Here is a 17855-nt window from a genome sequence, read left to right as displayed (position 1 = left end):
ACGTACCCCCCGACGCGCCCCCGCCCCACCCACCGGGCAGCGGCGCACCCACCGGAGCGACCTCACGCCAAGCGGGATCTCACGCCAAACGGAGCCAGCGCGCCGCCTCCGTGGCCCAGTACGTCAGGATCATGCCCGCGCCCGCGCGCCTGATCCCGGTCAGCGACTCCAGGATCGCCTTGTCCCGCTCGATCCAGCCCTTCTCGGCCGCCGCCTCGACCATCGCGTACTCGCCGGAGATCTGGTACGCCGCCACCGGCACGTCCACCGACTCCGCGACCTTCGCCAGCACATCCAGATAGGGCCCCGCGGGCTTGACCATCACCATGTCCGCGCCCTCCTCAAGGTCGAGCGCCAACTCCCTGAGCGACTCACGCGCGTTGGCCGGGTCCTGCTGATACGTCTTGCGGTCGCCCTTCAGCGAGGACCCGACCGCCTCCCGGAACGGCCCGTAGAACGCGGACGAGTACTTCACCGCGTACGCGAGGATCGACACGTCCTCGTGCCCGACCTGGTCCAACGCGTCCCGCACCACCCCGACCTGACCGTCCATCATGCCGCTCGGGCCCACCACGTGCGCCCCCGCGTCGGCCTGGACCTGCGCCATCTCCGCGTACCGTTCCAGGGTCGCGTCATTGTCGACACGCCCATCCGCCGCCAGCACGCCACAATGGCCATGATCGGTGTACTCGTCCAGGCACAGGTCGGACATCACGACCAGCTCATCCCCGACCTCCCCCCGCACATCCCGCAGCGCGGCCTGCAAGATCCCGTCCGGGTCGGTGCCCGCCGTACCCACAGCGTCCTTCTTCGCATCGTCCGGCACCCCGAACAGCATGATCCCCGACACCCCCGCCTCGACCGCCTCGACGGCGGCCTTCCGCAGCGTGTCCCGCGTGTGCTGCACGACGCCCGGCATCGCGCTGATCGGCACCGGCTCGCTCACGCCCTCCCGCACGAACGCGGGCAGGATCAGATCGGCCGGGCTCAGCCGCGTCTCGGCGACCATGCGCCGCATGGCGGGAGTGGTACGCAGCCGCCGGGGCCGCGCGCCGGGAAAGGAACCGTACGTCGTCACTGACTTCTCACCTCGTGGGGTAAAGACGGTAAAGACCTCGTGCCAAAACCGCGCCGGACGGGCTGAATTATCAGCCCGTCCGGCGTTTGAGGACAATTTGAGGACAAAACGAAGGCTACGAAGGCTACGTAGTAGCGGCCCTGCGCCGCCGCGCCCCCGGCCGCCGCTCACTCGGCCGCGTCACCGCCTCGCCCGCCTCCAGCGCCGCGTCCCGGCGCGCCGCGCCGAACTCCGCCAGCGCCTCGGCCAGCTTGAGCACCGACGGCTCGGGGGCCATCACGTCCACCCGCAGCCCGTGCTCCTCGGCGGTCTTCGCCGTGGCCGGACCGATGCAGGCGATCACCGTCACGTTGTGCGGCTTACCCGCGATCCCCACCAGATTCCGCACCGTCGAGGACGACGTGAACAGTACGGCGTCGAAGCCACCGCCCTTGATCGCCTCACGCGTCTCCGCCGGCGGCGGCGAGGCCCGCACGGTCCGGTACGCGGTGACGTCGTCGACCTCCCAACCCAGCTCGATCAGCCCCGCGACCAGCGTCTCCGTGGCGATATCGGCACGCGGCAGGAACACCCGGTCGATCGGATCGAACACGGCGTCGTAAGGCGGCCAGTCCTCCAACAACCCCGCGGCCGACTGCTCACCACTGGGCACCAGATCCGGCTTCACGCCAAAGGCGACCAGCGCGTTCGCGGTCTGCTCGCCGACCGCCGCGACCTTTATCCCCGCGAAGGCGCGCGCGTCGAGCCCGTACTCCTCGAACTTCTCGCGCACCGCCTTCACGGCGTTCACGCTCGTAAAAGCGATCCACTCATACCGGCCCGTGACCAGGCCCTTGACCGCGCGCTCCATCTGCTGCGGCGTACGCGGCGGCTCGACGGCGATCGTGGGGACCTCGTGCGGCACAGCGCCGTACGAGACGAGCTGGTCGGAGAGCGAGGCCGCCTGCTCCTTGGTCCGCGGCACGAGCACGTTCCAGCCGAACAGCGGCTTGGACTCGAACCAGGACAGCTGATCGCGCCGGGCGGCGGCGGAACGCTCGCCGACCACGGCTATGACGGGCTGGTGCCCCTGCGGCGAGGGCAGCACCTTGGCCTGCTTGAGCACCTGCGCGACCGAGCCGAGCGTCGCGTTCCACGTACGCTGCCGGGTGGTCGTGCCCGCGACGGTGACGGTCATCGGGGTGTCCGGCTTACGGCCCGCGGCCACCAGCTCACCCGCGGCCGCCACGACCCCGTCCAGCGGCACCGACACCACGACCGTGCCGTCGCTCGCGCCGACCTCGGTCCAGCAGCGGTCGGACGCCGTACGGGCGTCCACGAAGCGCACATCGGCGCCGCCCTGCCCGTCCCGCAGCGGCACACCCGCGTACGCGGGCACGCCGACCGCCGCCGCGACGCCCGGCACCACCTCGAAGGTGACGCCTTCCGCGGCGCAGGCGAGCATCTCGTCGCCCGCGCCGGTGTCGAGGCCGGGGTCGCCGCTCACCGCACGGACGACCCGCTTGCCGACGCGCGCGGCCGCCATGACAAGATTGGCCGCATCCGCGGGTGTTGATGACGCGTCACCCTCCGGTTGCTCCGGCATGCTGGGGATCTCCGCGCCGGCGCGCGCATGGGCGCGGACGACGTCGAGAACATCCGGATCGGCGACCAGGACGTCCGCTCCGGCGAGTGCCTCGACCGCCCGCAGAGTGAGCAGTCCCGGATCTCCGGGTCCGGCACCAAGGAAGGTGACGTGCCCTGGCCCCGTGGAAGCCGAAGGTGAAGGTACAGAGGCGGTGGGGCTCAAAGTGCTCGCTCCCCCATCAGACCGGCCGCACCCTTCGCCAGCATCTCGGCCGCGAGCTCGCGGCCCAGCGCCTCCGCTTGGTCGTGCGTGTGGGGTACGGAACCGGTGGTGGACAACTGCACCAGCGTCGAGCCGTCGGTCGAGCCGACGACGCCGCGCAGGCGCATTTCCTTGACAACCTGGTCGTCGCCCAGCAGGTCGGCCAGCGCACCCACAGGTGCGGAGCAGCCGGCCTCCAGGGCGGCGAGCAGGGAACGCTCGGCGGTCACGGCGGCCCGCGTGTGCGGGTCGTCGAGCTCGGCGAGAGCGGCGGCGAGTTCCGCGTCAGCGGCGGCGCACTCGACTGCCAGTGCCCCCTGGCCGGGGGCGGGCAGGACCACGTCGACCGACAGGAAGTCGGTCACCTCGTCGATCCTGCCGACGCGGTGGAGCCCGGCCGCGGCGAGAACCACCGCGTCCAGCTCACCACTGTGTACGAAACCGATCCGGGTGTCGATGTTGCCGCGGATCGGCACGGTCTCGATACGCAGACCATGGCTGCGGGCGTACGCGTTGAGCTGGGCCATCCGCCGCGGCGAACCGGTGCCCACGCGGGCCCCGTCCGGGAGCGTGGCGAAGGTCAGCCCGTCGCGTGCGATGAGCACGTCACGAGGGTCCTCGCGCTTCGGGACCGCGGCCAGCGCCAGCTCGTCCGGCTGGGCGGTCGGCAGGTCCTTCAGCGAGTGCACGGCGAAGTCCACCTCGCCGCGCAGCAGCGCGTCGCGCAGCGCGGTGACGAAGACGCCGGTACCGCCGATCTGCGCGAGCTGCTCGCGCGAGACGTCGCCGTACGTCGTGATCTCGACCAGTTCGACGGCCCGCCCGGTCGCCTTCCGTACGGCCTGGGCCACCTGCTCGGACTGGGTCATGGCGAGCTTGCTGCGCCGGGTCCCCAGCCGGAGTGCCTTCGGGTTCATGACCGCCCTCTATTCGGGTCGTCCGTGTCGGCCCGTGAGACGGCGGCCACCGTCTCCGGGTCCAGGTCGAAGAGTGTCCGCAGCGCGTCGGCGTACCCGGCGCCGCCGGGCTCGCTGGCGAGCTGCTTGACCCGCACGGTCGGGGCGTGCAGGAGTTTGTCGACGACGCGGCGCACGGTCTGTGTCATCTCGGCGTGCTGCCGTTCGTCCAGGTCCGGGAGGCGGCCGCGCAGGCGGGTGATCTCGCTCTCCACGACATCGGCGGCCATGGTGCGCAGGGCGACCACGGTCGGGGTGATCTGCGCGGCGCGCTGGGCGGCGCCGAAGGCGCTGACCTCGGCGGCGACGATCTCGCGCACCTGGTCGACGTCGGCGGCCATGGGAGCGTCGGCGGACGCCTCGGCAAGCGATTCGATATCGACGAGCCGCACCCCGTCGAGCCGGTGCACGGCGGCGTCAATGTCCCGAGGCATAGCGAGATCAAGCAGAGCGAGCCGCACGGGTTGCACCCCTGGTGGGCAGTCGTTCCGCTCTGCGGAACGGGTGGGCACTACCCGCAACACAGGGTCACCCTGGGCGGAGTCCGCGCCCGACCCGGCGGGCCGGTCAAGCGTCGACCCGTTGTCGACCCAGGTCCCGTGCAGGCCGAGGGCCTCAGCGTCGACCGGGGTGCCGTCAGCACCGACGGGACATCCGGCGGCGGACCCCGCACCCACACCCGTACCGGCGCTCACACCCGCGTCCACAGCCGCGGCGTCGGCGATCCGCCCGTCCCGCGCGGCCGCCGCCGCGAGCCGCGCCACCAGGCTGCCGTCAGGGGCCCGCAGCCCGGAGGGCCGCCCCGTGCCGGACCCCGTGCCGGACCCGGTGTCGGGCCGCGGGGCGGGCACTACGGCGGGGGTCGGCCGCCCGGCCAGCGCGGTGGCCACCACGTCGCCCGTGAGGACGAGCCCGGTCGCGCCCGTGCAGGAGACCGCCACGTCGACTCGGGTCAGTTCGTCCGGTACGGACTCGATGGGCACGGCACGGGCGGCGACGCCCTGGCCGCCGTCGCCGAGGTTCTGTGCCAGCCGCTCGGCCCGCTCGCGGGTCCGGTTGGCGACGATCACCTCGGCGACCCCGACCCGCGCCAGCGTCGCCGCCGCGAGCGAGGACATCGAGCCCGCGCCGATCACCAGGACCCGCTTGCCGTCCGCCCAGCTCTCGACGGGGGCACCCGACGCGAGCTGCTCCAGGCCGAAGGTGACGAGCGACTGCCCGGCCCGGTCGATGCCGGTCTCGGAGTGCGCGCGCTTGCCGACCCGCAGCGCCTGCTGGAAGAGGTCGTTCAGCAGGCGGCCCGCGGTGTGCTGGTCCTGCGCGCGGGCCAGCGAGTCCTTGATCTGGCCGAGGATCTGCCCCTCGCCGACGACCATGGAGTCGAGCCCGCAGGCCACCGAGAAGAGGTGGTGGACGGCGCGGTCCTCGTAGTGCACATAGAGATAGGGAGTGAGCTCTTCAAGACCGACGCCGCTGTGCTGCGAGAGCAGGGTGGAGAGCTCGGCGACGCCCGCGTGGAACTTGTCCACGTCGGCGTACAGCTCGATGCGGTTGCAGGTGGCGAGCAGCGTGGCTTCGGCGGTCGGCTCGGCGGCGACCGCGTCGTGCAGCAGCTTGACCTGCGCGTCCGGCGGGAGCGCGGCCCGCTCCAGGACGCTGACCGGTGCGCTGCGGTGGCTCAGTCCGACGACGAGGAGGCTCATGCGGGCATCACGGCGGGAACGTCCCCGTCGGGTCCCTTCCGGTCGTCGGCGTCAGCGGCGTCCACGTCACCGCGCACAGCGGGCGGAACAACAGGCCCCGGACCAGAACCGGGACCGGAACCGGGCTCCTCCCCGGCCTTGCGCTGCTCGTGGAAGGCCAGGATCTGAAGCTCGATGGAGAGGTCGACCTTGCGTACGTCGACGCCGTCCGGCACCGACAACACGGTCGGCGCGAAGTTCAGGATGGAGGTCACACCGGCCGCGACCAGCCGGTCGCACACCTGCTGGGCCGCACCGGCCGGGGTGGCGATCACGCCGATGGAGACACCGTTGCTCTGGATGATCTTCTCCAGGTCGTCGGTGTGCTGCACCGGCATTCCGGCCACCGGCTTCCCGGCCATCGCCGAGTCGGCGTCGATCAGCGCGGCGACCCGGAAGCCGCGGGAGGCGAAGCCGCCGTAGTTGGCCAGCGCGGCGCCGAGGTTACCGATACCGACGATGACTACCGGCCAGTCCTGGGTCAGGCCCAGTTCACGGGAGATCTGGTACACGAGGTACTCGACGTCGTACCCGACACCGCGCGTCCCGTAGGAGCCGAGGTAGGAGAAGTCCTTGCGCAGCTTCGCGGAGTTGACCCCCGCCGCGGTCGCGAGTTCCTCGGAGGAGACCGTGGGTACCGAGCGCTCCGACAGCGCGGTCAGGGCGCGGAGGTACAGCGGAAGCCGGGCGACCGTGGCCTCGGGAATGCCTCGGCTGCGGGTCGCCGGTCGGTGAGTTCGGCCAGTTGCCACGGTGCTCCTGCGGGTAGAGCGGGGCTGCGGGCGGCCGCTGATCCGATGACCGCCCCGTCGGATGCAGGCTATGTCTTTGTGAACGCGTGCACAAAGATTGTGTCCGCTTTGTCCGGCCAAAGTGACCGGGGTCACGCGCCACTTATGCGCCAACACGGAACCACCGCGCGGGCAGCCACGTTGGACACCCAAAGGGGACAAGACCGCCCACACTCCTCACGATTTCCCTGCCCCCAGACCAAAAACCGCCTTCGATCGTAACCCGCCTTCACTCCCCGCCCAGAACTTCTCGCGTGCCCTCTACCGCTCCACTACCGCCCGCTACCGCCCGCTACGCGGACAGAGCCCGCCGAAGGCGGTTCTCGTCGACCCGCCAGAAGTCGTGCTGATCGCCGTCGACCAGCACCACGGGGATCTGCTCCCAGTACTTCCGATACAACTCCTCGTCGCGCGTGATGTCCTTCACCTCCCAGGCGGCGCCCGTCTCACCGCAGACTTTCTCGATCACGCCCTGCGCCGTCTCGCACAGATGACAGTCGGGCTTACCGATCAACGTGACGAGCCGGTCCTCGGGTTTCTTGCTGCCCGCGCTCTTGCCCGCGCGGCGGAAAATGGGTCTCATACCGCCTATTCTCGCGCGCCCGGCGCCCTCGTAACGGCCCGGTAGCGGAGTGTTCACGGGTTCCGAATCCGTTCGACTCCGGATCCGCCGAACAGACTGGCTATGCTCACGGACATGGCCGCTCTCGGATGGCTCACCCCCCGCAGGCGCTCCGCCACCGCGCGAAGCGTGCTGGCAGGCGAGGCCTCGGCAGAGGCAGCGCGCAAGACGTCGCAGGAACAGCAGGAACAGCAGGACCAGCGGAAACAGCAGGACCAGCGAGACCAGAGAGACCAGCGAGACCGGCGGGAAGCACGAGAGGCGGAGCAGGAACCGGAGTTCCCGGTCGTCGGAGACGACCGGGCCGCCGCGTTCTTCGACCTCGACAACACCGTCATGCAGGGCGCCGCGATCTTCCACTTCGGCCGCGGCCTCTACAAGCGGAAGTTCTTCCAGCGCCGCGACCTCACCCGGTTCGCCTGGCAGCAGGCCTGGTTCCGGCTGGCCGGGGTCGAGGACCCCGAACACATGCAGGACGCCCGCGACAGCGCGCTGTCCATCGTCAAGGGCCACCGCGTCTCCGAGTTGATGTCCATCGGCGAGGAGATCTACGACGAGTACATGGCCGAGCGCATCTGGCCCGGCACCCGTGCCCTGGCCCAGGCCCACCTCGACGCGGGCCAGCGGGTCTGGTTGGTCACCGCGGCCCCGGTGGAGACCGCGACGATCATCGCCCGCCGCCTCGGGCTGACCGGGGCCCTCGGCACGGTCGCCGAGTCCGTGGACGGCGTCTACACCGGCAGGCTCGTGGGCGAGCCGCTGCACGGCCCCGCGAAGGCCGAGGCGGTGCGCGCGCTGGCCGCGGCCGAGGAACTCGACCTGGCCCGCTGCGCCGCGTACAGCGACTCGCACAACGACATCCCGATGCTGTCCCTCGTCGGACACCCGTACGCGATCAACCCGGACGGCAAACTGCGCAAGCACGCGCGCGAACACGACTGGCGGCTGCGCGACTACCGCACCGGCCGCAAGGCGGCCAAGGTCGGCATCCCCGCGGCGGCCGGGGTCGGCGCGCTCGCCGGCGGCACCGCGGCCGCGATCGCCGCACACCGCCGCCGCCGCTGACTCGCCGTACTCGGCCACAAAATGCCCTGCACCCAGACAGATCACGATCTCATCCGATCAACAACCGCTCACTCTCCGGTACTTAAAGCGGCTTGGATTGGTAACAGAAGAGACGGAATCGACGATTTGAGCAACCGGGTGTAGCACTGCCTGTACGAAGCGTTATTCTCCTCAGACGCACACAGGACCCCACACGTTGCCACGACGCGTGTCCGGTCCCGCACTGAACGTACTGAACGTGATGGAAGCTCTGCCTCTGGGAGTCCCGTGTACCCACACGTCGGGGTTGACGCCTCGGGCCTGGCTACGCTGCGCGCGACGGTCATCGACCGCCTGCGCGGTTTCGTCCCCACCGCGTACGCCGTCCCCGTTTTTGCCGTCCCTGCACCTGTCGGCCCCTGCTACGCACTGGCTGAGAACACCGCCGCCGTCGGCAGACGCACCCGCTCCAGCGCGGGCACGTCCACCGCCGCCCGCCGCCCCGCCGCGGACAGCGACAGCGCCCGCATGATGGAGCTGGTCGAGCGCGCCCAGGCGGGCGAGACCGACGCCTTCGGGCGGCTGTACGACCAGTACAGCGACACCGTGTACCGCTACATCTACTACCGCGTCGGCGGCAAGGCCACCGCCGAGGACCTGACCAGCGAGACCTTCCTGCGCGCCCTGCGCAGGATCGGCACCTTCACCTGGCAGGGACGCGACTTCGGCGCCTGGCTGGTCACCATCGCCCGCAATCTGGTCGCCGACCACTTCAAGTCCAGCCGCTTCCGGCTGGAGGTGACCACCGGCGAGATGCTCGACGCCAACGAGGTCGAACGCAGCCCCGAGGACTCCGTACTGGAGTCGCTCTCCAACGCCGCGCTCCTGGACGCCGTACGGCGGCTCAACCCGCAGCAGCAGGAGTGCGTGACCCTGCGGTTCCTCCAGGGCCTCTCGGTCGCCGAGACCGCCCGCGTGATGGGCAAGAACGAAGGCGCCATCAAGACCCTCCAGTACCGCGCCGTCCGCACCCTGGCCCGACTGCTCCCGGAGGACGCCCGGTAGCCCGCCCTCCCATGGACGCAACGCAACGCAACGCGACCGCCAACTCACCCGGCGTCGCCCGGCGATGAGGCGAGCGGTCCGATCATCTTCCGTCCGTAACCCAAGTGCCGTGACGGTCGTTGTGTGAGATGCAGGCTCCCTGTGGTCGCACACTGTCCGCAGTCGCTCACTCGATCGTGTGACTGTGAGCCGGAGTGCGCAACCCTCAGGACCCCCTGGGGAGTCGGACGTCATGACGAGAGGAGGTGCCGCCAGTGATCGCGAATGTTTCGGCACACCGGCGGGCGAACGCCTTCGCCCAGGCCCTGGAGGAGCAGTCCGACCAGGGCGCGGCGGCCGAGCAGTCAGCAGTCCCCCGCTCCCCGGAAGAGGCCGAGCGGAACAGACTGTTGGCCCTGGCGGCCGATATCGGCGAGCGACCGAAACCAGAGCTGGACCCCGAGGTCAAGGTGGTCCAGCGGGCGCAGCTGGTGGCCGCCATGGAGGCCATGCTGCAGGACGGCGCGGTGCCGGGCGGCGAGGCCACGGTCCCCGAGCAGCGGTCCCGCAAGGGCGCACACCGGGCGGGCCCGCTGAGCAAACTGCGGCCCCGCTCCCGCCTGTCGAAGGGCCTCGCGGCGGGCGGACTCACCGTCGGCGTGGCCGCCGGAGCCTTCGGCGGCGTGGCCGCCGCCAGCTCCGACGCCTTGCCGGGCGACTCGCTGTACGGCCTCAAGCGCGGCATGGAGGACTTCAAGCTCGGCCTGGCCGGCAGTGACTCCTCGCGCGGCGAGCTCCACCTCGACCAGGCCTCCACCCGACTGTCCGAGGCCCGCCGCCTGATGGAGCGCGACCGCTCGGGCTCCCTCGACCACGAGTCCGTAGGCGAGATCCGGCGCGCCCTGTCCGGCATGCGGCACAACGCCGCCGAGGGCCACCGACTGCTGCACGAGGCACACGAACGGGACGGATCCCTGGGCCCGATCCAGTCCCTGGAGTCCTTCTCCCGTTCACACCGCGAGAGTTGGGGCGCCCTGCGCGAGCGGCTGCCCATCCAGCTGACCGACGTCAGCGAGGAAGTCAGCTCGGTCTTCGCCGCCATAGACGCGGAGGTCGCGCCGCTGCAGTCCCGGCTCCCGCTGTCCCCGGACGGCAAGACCCGCGACTCCGAGCGCCCGAGCCAGCAGAGCCCCGGCGCCTCCGAGTCCGCGCGGGACGACAGCCCCAGGCCCAGCGCCACAGGCCCGGACGGCGCCTCCGAGTCCGCGCAGGACGGCGCGGCCGCCGGAGCCGCCAGCGGCCAGCCCGACAGCGACGCGCCACGGCCCGAGAGCTCCGGCTCCCAGCGGGAGGACGGCCTGCTGGGCGGCAGCGCCGGCGATCTGCTCAACCCGCCCAAGGACGAGGCCAGCCCCACCCCGTCCGACGGCGACGGCAGCGGCAACAGCAGCGGCCAGGACACATCGGGGCCCCCCGCCCCCGACGTCACCATCCCGCCCCTGCTCCCGGACCTCATGCCGGGCCTGGGCCTGGACGTCGAAGACCAGGGCTAGCCGTCCCCCACACGGGCAGGGGCGGGCACTCTCAAAGAGAGTGCCCGCCCCTGCCCGTGCGCAGACTCAGAAGAACACCGAACGCCGCTGCACCAGCAGCTTGTACAACGTGTGCTGTATCTGCTCCCGCACCTGATCCGTCAGGTTGAACATCAGCATCGGGTCCTCGGCCGCCTCCGCCGGATACCCGTCCGTCGCGATCGGCTCGCCGAACTGGATCGTCCACTTCGTCGGCAGCGGCACCGCGCCCAGCGGCCCGAGCCACGGGAACGTCGGCGTGATCGGGAAGTACGGGAAGCCCAGCAGCCGCGCCACCGTCTTCGCGTTGCCGATCATCGGATAGATCTCCTCCGCGCCCACGATCGAGCACGGCACGATCGGCGTACCCGCCCGCAGCGCCGTGGAGACGAAGCCGCCACGGCCGAAGCGCTGCAGCTTGTACCGCTCGCTGAACGGCTTGCCGATGCCCTTGAAGCCCTCCGGCATCACGCCGACCAGCTCACCGGACTCCAGCAACCGCTGCGCGTCCTCGGCACAGGCGAGCGTGTGCCCGGCCTTCCGGGCCAGCTCGTTCACGACCGGCAGCACAAAGACCAGATCGGCGGCCAGCAGCCGCAGATGACGGTGGTCCGGGTGGTTGTCGTGGACGGCGACCTGAAGCATCAGCCCGTCCAGGGGCAGCGTCCCGGAGTGGTTGGCGACGATCAGCGCCCCGCCGTCGGACGGGATGTTCTCGATGCCCTTCACCTCGACGCGGAAGTACTTCTCGTACAGCGGCCGCACCATCGACAGCAGGACCTGCTCGGTGAGCTCCCGGTCATACCCGAACGCGTCGACCTCGTAGTCACCCGTGAGACGCCGCCGCAGGAAGGCCAGACCGCCCGCCACGCGCCGCTCCCAGCCACCCGCCCCGCCCTGCGGTGCCGAGTCCTGCGACGCCGGGTCCTGCGGCGGCACCGAGGCCGCAGCGGGTCGCTCGCCCGACGCGGCCGCACCCGCCTCCGGCGCCTCGCGCGCCTTGCGCGCCTCGCGCCCGCCGGGCACCTCCCGTACGGCCGCGGGCTCGCCCCTCCTGCGTCCGGCGGCCCGGCGTCGCGCGGCCGGGCGCGGGGCGCCGCCACGCGACCGGTCAGCTGCCCCTTCGTCGAATGGAATGACCTTGGCGTCCGCCATTGTTGCCGCGCTCCTCAGTCGGTGCTCTGCTCAGTCGGTGCTCTGCGTCGGATGCGTAGCCCGCCCGCCGCCCGCGTGGGACAGTACGGCGAGCCGGTCGACGGCCCTCGCCAAGACCTGCGGCGGCAGCAGTCCGGGGCCCTTGCCGCGGACGAAATCCGTGAAGGCCCCGGCGGTGGTGTGTTTCGGCGTGAACCCCAGCGTCTCGCGCATCTGCGCCGTGGACACCACCCTGCCGTGCGTGAGCAGCCGCAGCTGCTCCCGTGAGAAGTCCGTGAGCCCGACCGTACGCAGCGCGGCCCCGGCCCAGCTGACGGCGGGCAGCAGCATCGGCGCCGTAGGACGGCCGAGGCGTCGCGCGCACTGCGAGAGCAACAGGACGCCGTCCCCGGCGATGTTGAAGGTTCCGCTGTTGAGCGTCCCGCGGCCGGGCTCGTGCGAGGCCAGGCGCAGCACCTCGATCACGTCGTCCTCATGCGCGAACTGCAACCGCGGGTCGTAGCCGAACACGGTCGGCAGCACCGGCAGCGAGAAGTACTCGGCGAGCGGGGTGTCGGCCGTCGGGCCGAGGATGTTGGCGAAGCGCAGGACGCACACGGCCACATCGGGCCGACGCCGGGCGAAGCCGCGCACATACCCCTCGACCTCGACCGTGTCCTTCGCGAAGCCGCCGCTGGGCAGCGACTTGGGCGGGGTGGTCTCGGTGAAGACCGCGGGGTCGCGGGGCGCGGAGCCGTACACCTGCGTGGAGGACTTGACCACCAGGCGCTTGACGGCGGGCGACTTCTGGCAGGCGCCGAGCAGCTGCATGGTGCCGATGACGTTGGTCTCCTTGACCGTGGCCCGGCTGCCGCTGCCCAGCGGGGTGCCCGTGACGTCCATGTGCACGACGGTGTCGACGCCGTGCTCGGCCAGGAGGCGGGCGATGGCGGGCTGGCGGATGTCGGCCCGCAGGAAGTCCGCGCCGCCCAGATGGTGTTCGGGCGGGACCGCGTCCACGCCGATCACCCGGTCGACCTCGGGGTCACGCTGGATGCGACGCACGAAGCGTCCCCCGAGCTGCCGAGCCACTCCCGTCACGAGCACGACCTTGCCCAAGATCAGCGCCTTCCCTCCGACGGATCGAACCCTAGTCGTAACCGTAGCGGGTCGGTGTTGCGCTGTGATGACCGCGTGCTGCGCCAAGTGACGGGAACCACCGAAGCCCCCCGCCTGACGGCGGGGGGCTTCGGTGCGCGCTGTCTCAGCGGCCGCTTACTTCTTGTTGCGACGCTGAACGCGGGTGCGCTTCAGCAGCTTGCGGTGCTTCTTCTTGGCCATCCGCTTGCGCCGCTTCTTGATAACAGAGCCCACGACTACCCTCGCTCACTTCTCATCACTTGGTGCGGGGCAGACTGGGCCCACACGACCTACGTCGGCCTAGCCTACCCGCCCAAGCTCTGAGCCCGTAATCGAGGTGGCCGATCAGGCCGACTCCACCCCCACGAAGGAATCGCGAAGGTACTCGTGGACCGCGTTCTCCGGGACTCGGAAGGACCTCCCCACCCGGATCGCGGGCAGATGACCGCTGTGCACCAGGCGGTACACGGTCATCTTGGATACTCGCATCACCGAGGCGACTTCCGCCACGGTCAGGAACCGAACCTCACTGAGAGGCCTCTCGCCAGCAGCCATGACACACCTGAACCTTCCGCACGCGACCGACACCGGCTTCCCCTTCCGGTGACGCTTCGTCGCTGTGCGCTCACTCCCAGAGTAGGGGCGGGTGGTACGAGTGGGGAAGAGGAGCTACGGCCGACCCCCTACCGGGGCAGACACGCTCGATTGAGTACATAGCGAGTCAGCGGCAGGTAGTAATCAGACCGCACAGCGTCATCAAGGGGAACGGCGACGGACACCCGCCCCTCGGCCTCTCCGACGAACAGCGCGGGATCATCCGTATCCGCCGGGCCGATCGCCTCGATACCGAGCTGACCTGCACCGCAGACCCATCCGTGATCTCCGATCACCAGCTCGGGGAGCGGCCCGCCCGCCTCCGCCGCGGCGGCCAGAACGGTACGAACCGGGAGCGGTGAGTGGGTATGCGCGCCGGTCGCACAACCCGGACGCCAGCCACCCGCTTCGCACACCAACGCGACTCCTCGCGCGTAGGCGAGGCGGTACGTGCGTAGCCCGAACCGGGTCGCTATGTCGACAGAGCTACCCTGCGCAGGGGTGAGGACGGCACATCCCGCCGTCGACATCGCGTCTGCCAGCGCGGCGTAGAAGCCCAGGAGCCGGTGCGGATGGCCGGTCCCGAACAGCACCGGGGCCCGGCGCGCCGCCGCCGCGCCCAGCCGCTCCGCGAACGCGTCGAGCCGCGCCAGGGTCCGCTCGGGGTCGATCAGATCCGGCCCCGTGGTGTACGCGGGATCGGCCGACACCCCGCATTTGTCGGCCATCAGCGCGATCAGCTCGCGGGGCCCCCAGAGCCGCTCCGGATCGAGCCCGAGCAGCACCCGCGGATCCCTGGCCGCGAAGAGACGATAGCTCCGCAGGCTGGTCTCCCGCGAAGTGGCCACGGGCCCGGCCAGCCGGGCCGCCAGCAGATGCGCGCGCAGGGCGCCGGTGCTCAACACCCTGCGATGCTGTCGCACCGATCCCGCACCGGCCCCCGATACCCGAAAACACCGCACAGTCGGCGTAACCCCGCGTACGCTCCACACCCCGCGCCCCCCCACACACCGCCCCCGCCAGCCCGCACAGCGGTACGCACCCGTACTCCAGCCGGGCCCCCGCCCTACGGCAGCAGCCCCCGCAGCGGAAACACCGCGCGCCGGGTCGCCAGCACCGCCTGGTCGAGCCGGTCGGCCGGGTCGTACCCCGCCTCCCAGTCCTTCCACTCGGGCGTCCGGCCGTCCGTCATCCGCCGCGGCGCGGGCTGCCGGGTCCGCGCGTACACCTCCGCCCGCCAGTCCTCGGGCACCTCGGCCGTCGCCGGGATCGGCCGCCCCGCGGCGATCGCCGTCAGATGCGCCCAGGACCGCGGCACCACGTCCACCACCGCGTACCCGCCGCCGCCCAGCGCGACCCAGCACCCGTCCGCGTACGCGTGCGCCAGGTCATGGCACGCCTCCTGCACCATCCGCTGCGCGTCCAGCGACACCGCCAGGTGCGCCAGCGGGTCCTCGAAGTGCGTGTCGGCCCCGTGCTGGGTCACCAGCACCTGCGGCCGGAACTCCGCGAGCAGCTCGGGCACCACACCGTGGAACGCCCGCAGCCACCCCGCGTCCCCGGTCCCCGCGGGCAGCGCCACATTGACCGCGCCGCCCTCGCCCTCGGCCGCGCCGGTCTCCTGCGGCCAGCCGGTCTGCGGGAACAGCGTCCGCGGATGCTCGTGCAGCGAGATCGTCAGAACCCTCGGGTCCTCCCAGAACGCCGCCTGCACCCCGTCCCCGTGGTGCACGTCCACATCCACGTACGCGACCCGCTCCGCGCCCAGCTCCAGCAGCCGGGCGATCGCCAGCGCCGCGTCGTTGTAGACGCAGAACCCGGCCGCCCCGCCGGGCATCGCGTGGTGCAGCCCCCCGGCGAAGTTCACCGCGTGCGCCGCATCGCCACGCCACACCGCCTCGGCCGCGCCCACCGACTGCCCGGCGATCAGCGCCGACACCTCGTGCATCCCGGCGAAGGCCGGGTCGTCCGGGGTCCCGATCCCGTACGACCCGTCGGCCGACCCTGGATCGGCCGACGCCGCCTTGACCGCGTCCAGGTAGTCCTCGCGGTGCACCAGACGCAGCGTCGAGTCCCCCGCGGGCTTGGCCGAGACGACCTCCAGGCGCCGCTCCAGACCGAACGCCCCGACCAGACTCCTGGTCAGCGTGAGACGCACCGGGTCCATTGGATGGCCGGGCCCGAAGTCATAGCCCGTTACTGCCTCGTCCCACATCAGCTGTGCGCGGCCGCTCATGCCCGTCACCGTATCGGTCCGGCTCCGCGGCGAAGGAACGGGCGTAGAACAGGGTGACCAGCACCAGAACCATCGGCACCAGCATCGCGCCCCGATAGCTCCACATGTCCCCGACCACCCCCACCAGCGGCGAACCGACCAGGAACCCGACGTAGTTGAAGACGTTGAGCCGCGCGACCGCCGCGTCCGACGCTCCGGGCCCGTGCCGCTCCTCCGCGAGCCGCCCCGCCGCGGCGAACGTCTGCGGCACGATCACACACAGCCCGAGCCCCAGCAGCGTGAAACCGAGCATCCCCACCCAGGGCCCCGGCGCTCCGGCCACGACCGCGAACCCGAGCGCCGCCAGGACCGTACCGACCCGCACCACGGCCACCGCCCCGAACCGCCGCACTCCCAGATCCCCGACGGCCCGCCCCACCAGCGTCGTCACCATGTAGATGTTGTACGGAACCGTCGCCAACTGCTCCGAGCCCCCGAGCACGTCGTCCAGGTACTTCGCGCTCCAGTTGGAAACCGTCGAGTCCCCGATGTACGCGAAGGTCATCACCATGCAGAGCGGCAGCAGCAGACCGAACGACACCGTCGCCGACCCCCGCCGCGCCCCCACGACATCCCGCTCAGCCCGCTCAGCCGTCTTGGACCGCTCCCCGTCCACATACCAGCGGCTCGCCACCAGCGCCCCCGGCACCAGCACCGCCACCACCGGCAGATAGGACACGAACAGCGGCAGATCACCGCGCGCCCCCACCCACGCCAGCGAGGCCCCCACGATCCCGCCCAGGCTGTACGCGGCATGGAAGCCGAGCATGATGCTGCGCCCGTACGCCCGCTGCAAGCTCACCCCGAGCATGTTCATGGACGCGTCCAGCGCACCCACCGCCAGGCCGAACACCCCCAGCGCGACGGCGACCTGCCACAGCTCGCGTCCGGCGCCGACAGCCAGCAACGACAGCAGCACCACCGGCTGGGACCACCGCAGTACGCGGCTGGGCCTGACCCTGCGCACCACACGCTCGGTGGCGACGCTGCCGACCCCCGCGAGAATCGGCACGGCGGCGAGGAAGGCGGGCAGCAACCCGTCGGATATCCCGTAGCGGTCCTGGATCGCGGGGATCCGCGTCACCAGAAGCGCGAAGGTCACCCCCTGAACGAGGAAGCTGGCCGCCAGGGACGCCCTGCCGTACCGCAACCGTGCAGTTGTCATGGCCGCACAGCGTACGGCCGATGCCTACCAGCTGGTAGGCATCGACGTGAGCGAGGTGGGCGAGATCAGCGGCGGCCGGGCGTCAGCTCAGCAGCTCCATCAGCCGCCCCATGTCGGAGAAGTACGCGTTGGCCCCCTCCAGCCGCTCCGACGGCATCATCGCCGTGTACCCGTACACCGCCATGCCCGCGGCGAGCGCGGCCTGCACGCCGAGAGGACTGTCCTCGACGACGACGCACTGTTCAGGCGGGACGCCCATCTGCTGAGCCGCGTGCAGGAAGAGATCGGGCGCTGGTTTCCCGCGCCCCACGTCCTGTGCGCTGAAGATCCACTCGTCCTCGAACCACTCATCGATGCCGGTCGCCTCGTGCCCCGCCCGGATGCGCTCATGCGTCCCGGAGGACGCCACGCAGTACGGGACGCCCTCCACGGTCAGTTTCTCCAGCACGTCGCTCACCCCGGCCACCGGACGAAGCTCCCGCTGGAACGCGGCGAACACGCGGGCGTGGAACTTCTCGTCGAAGTCCTCGGGCAGCGACTGCCCGGTCCGCTCTCTGACGAGGTCATGCACACGGTGCATGGCGGAGCCCATGTAGTCACGGATCGAGTCCTCGTACGTGGTCGGGTACCCCAGTTCGGTGAGGCACTCGGCGAGGATCGTGTTGGAGAGCGGCTCGCTGTCCACGAGGACGCCGTCGTTGTCGAAGATCACCAGGTCGTAGCGCATACCCCGACCCTAAACGCAAAATAGCCCCGGCCCCCGAGTGCAAAACTCGGGAGCCGGGGCTCAAAACTAGTTCGGCGGCGTCCTACTCTCCCACAGGGTCCCCCCTGCAGTACCATCGGCGCTGTAAGGCTTAGCTTCCGGGTT

At 71.1% G+C, this 17855-nt stretch carries 17 protein-coding genes and 1 rRNA gene; 3 read left to right on the top strand and 15 right to left on the bottom strand.

What is annotated here, in order from left to right; genetic code table 11:
- Positions 1 to 79: 79 nt before the first annotated feature.
- The 6 genes from hemB to ACX6XY_RS09365 all read right to left on the bottom strand — a co-directional run bounded on the left by hemB (position 80) and on the right by ACX6XY_RS09365 (position 6978).
- The gene (hemB, locus tag ACX6XY_RS09390; protein WP_460328166.1) at positions 80 to 1078 is read right to left on the bottom strand and encodes a porphobilinogen synthase; all 999 of its coding nucleotides are present in this window, start codon (positions 1076 to 1078) and stop codon (positions 80 to 82) included.
- A 124-nt stretch (positions 1079 to 1202) separates the two neighbouring features.
- The gene (locus tag ACX6XY_RS09385; protein ID WP_460328165.1) at positions 1203 to 2867 is read right to left on the bottom strand and encodes a bifunctional uroporphyrinogen-III C-methyltransferase/uroporphyrinogen-III synthase; all 1665 of its coding nucleotides are present in this window, start codon (positions 2865 to 2867) and stop codon (positions 1203 to 1205) included.
- The gene (hemC, locus tag ACX6XY_RS09380; protein ID WP_460328164.1) at positions 2864 to 3823 is read right to left on the bottom strand and encodes a hydroxymethylbilane synthase; all 960 of its coding nucleotides are present in this window, start codon (positions 3821 to 3823) and stop codon (positions 2864 to 2866) included. The genes ACX6XY_RS09385 and hemC overlap by 4 nt, the downstream gene beginning before the upstream one ends.
- Positions 3820 to 5565, bottom strand: coding sequence for a glutamyl-tRNA reductase (locus tag ACX6XY_RS09375; protein WP_460328162.1), 1746 nt, complete (start codon positions 5563 to 5565; stop codon positions 3820 to 3822). The genes hemC and ACX6XY_RS09375 overlap by 4 nt, the downstream gene beginning before the upstream one ends.
- On the bottom strand, positions 5562 to 6356 hold the full coding sequence (locus tag ACX6XY_RS09370; protein WP_460328161.1) for a redox-sensing transcriptional repressor Rex: 795 nt from the start codon (positions 6354 to 6356) through the stop codon (positions 5562 to 5564). Before ACX6XY_RS09370 ends, ACX6XY_RS09375 begins: the two co-directional genes overlap by 4 nt.
- Before the next feature lie 331 nt (positions 6357 to 6687).
- Positions 6688 to 6978, bottom strand: coding sequence for a glutaredoxin family protein (locus ACX6XY_RS09365; RefSeq protein WP_460328160.1), 291 nt, complete (start codon positions 6976 to 6978; stop codon positions 6688 to 6690).
- A 114-nt stretch (positions 6979 to 7092) separates the two neighbouring features.
- Here ACX6XY_RS09365 and ACX6XY_RS09360 point away from each other — a divergent pair, with 114 nt between their 5' ends.
- From ACX6XY_RS09360 to ACX6XY_RS09350, 3 genes are all read left to right on the top strand, one after another.
- The gene (locus ACX6XY_RS09360; protein WP_460328159.1) at positions 7093 to 8082 is read left to right on the top strand and encodes an HAD family hydrolase; all 990 of its coding nucleotides are present in this window, start codon (positions 7093 to 7095) and stop codon (positions 8080 to 8082) included.
- 267 nt (positions 8083 to 8349) lie between these two features.
- A complete protein-coding gene (locus ACX6XY_RS09355) occupies positions 8350 to 9126 on the top strand; it encodes an ECF subfamily RNA polymerase sigma factor, BldN family (RefSeq protein WP_460328158.1) in 777 nt (258 codons plus the stop codon).
- 254 nt (positions 9127 to 9380) lie between these two features.
- Complete coding sequence (locus tag ACX6XY_RS09350; protein WP_460328157.1) at positions 9381 to 10658, top strand: DUF5667 domain-containing protein; 1278 nt, start codon at positions 9381 to 9383, stop codon at positions 10656 to 10658.
- Positions 10659 to 10724: 66 nt separating this feature from the next.
- On the opposite strand, the gene ACX6XY_RS09345 is transcribed toward ACX6XY_RS09350, so the two are convergent.
- The 9 genes from ACX6XY_RS09345 to rrf form a co-directional block, all read right to left on the bottom strand.
- Positions 10725 to 11831 (bottom strand): lysophospholipid acyltransferase family protein, encoded by a 1107-nt coding sequence (locus tag ACX6XY_RS09345; protein ID WP_460328156.1) that lies wholly within the window; start codon positions 11829 to 11831, stop codon positions 10725 to 10727.
- A gap of 30 nt (positions 11832 to 11861) precedes the next feature.
- The gene (locus tag ACX6XY_RS09340) at positions 11862 to 12929 is read right to left on the bottom strand and encodes an NAD-dependent epimerase/dehydratase family protein (protein WP_460328154.1); all 1068 of its coding nucleotides are present in this window, start codon (positions 12927 to 12929) and stop codon (positions 11862 to 11864) included.
- Between the two features lie 156 nt (positions 12930 to 13085).
- Complete coding sequence (locus ACX6XY_RS09335; protein ID WP_003948845.1) at positions 13086 to 13184, bottom strand: 30S ribosomal protein bS22; 99 nt, start codon at positions 13182 to 13184, stop codon at positions 13086 to 13088.
- A 111-nt stretch (positions 13185 to 13295) separates the two neighbouring features.
- On the bottom strand, positions 13296 to 13505 hold the full coding sequence (locus tag ACX6XY_RS09330; protein ID WP_460328153.1) for a helix-turn-helix domain-containing protein: 210 nt from the start codon (positions 13503 to 13505) through the stop codon (positions 13296 to 13298).
- A 128-nt stretch (positions 13506 to 13633) separates the two neighbouring features.
- Positions 13634 to 14449, bottom strand: coding sequence for a phosphatase (locus tag ACX6XY_RS09325; protein WP_460328152.1), 816 nt, complete (start codon positions 14447 to 14449; stop codon positions 13634 to 13636).
- Between the two features lie 161 nt (positions 14450 to 14610).
- Positions 14611 to 15780, bottom strand: a complete 1170-nt coding sequence (locus tag ACX6XY_RS09320; protein ID WP_460328150.1) for an acetoin utilization protein AcuC — start codon at positions 15778 to 15780, stop codon at positions 14611 to 14613.
- Positions 15731 to 16984, bottom strand: a complete 1254-nt coding sequence (locus tag ACX6XY_RS09315) for an MFS transporter (RefSeq protein WP_460328149.1) — start codon at positions 16982 to 16984, stop codon at positions 15731 to 15733. Before ACX6XY_RS09315 ends, ACX6XY_RS09320 begins: the two co-directional genes overlap by 50 nt.
- 82 nt (positions 16985 to 17066) lie before the next feature.
- Positions 17067 to 17711 carry an HAD family hydrolase gene (locus ACX6XY_RS09310; protein WP_460328148.1) on the bottom strand — a complete coding sequence of 215 codons (645 nt, stop codon included), beginning with the start codon at positions 17709 to 17711 and terminating at the stop codon, positions 17067 to 17069.
- Between the two features lie 69 nt (positions 17712 to 17780).
- Positions 17781 to 17855: ribosomal RNA gene (rrf, locus tag ACX6XY_RS09305) — 5S ribosomal RNA — on the bottom strand; the annotation flags it as partial.

It is taken from the genome of Streptomyces sp. O3, from assembly GCF_054788135.1.
The sequence above is the reverse complement of the archived record's forward strand: the minus strand, read 5'-3'. Positions and strand labels throughout refer to the sequence as shown.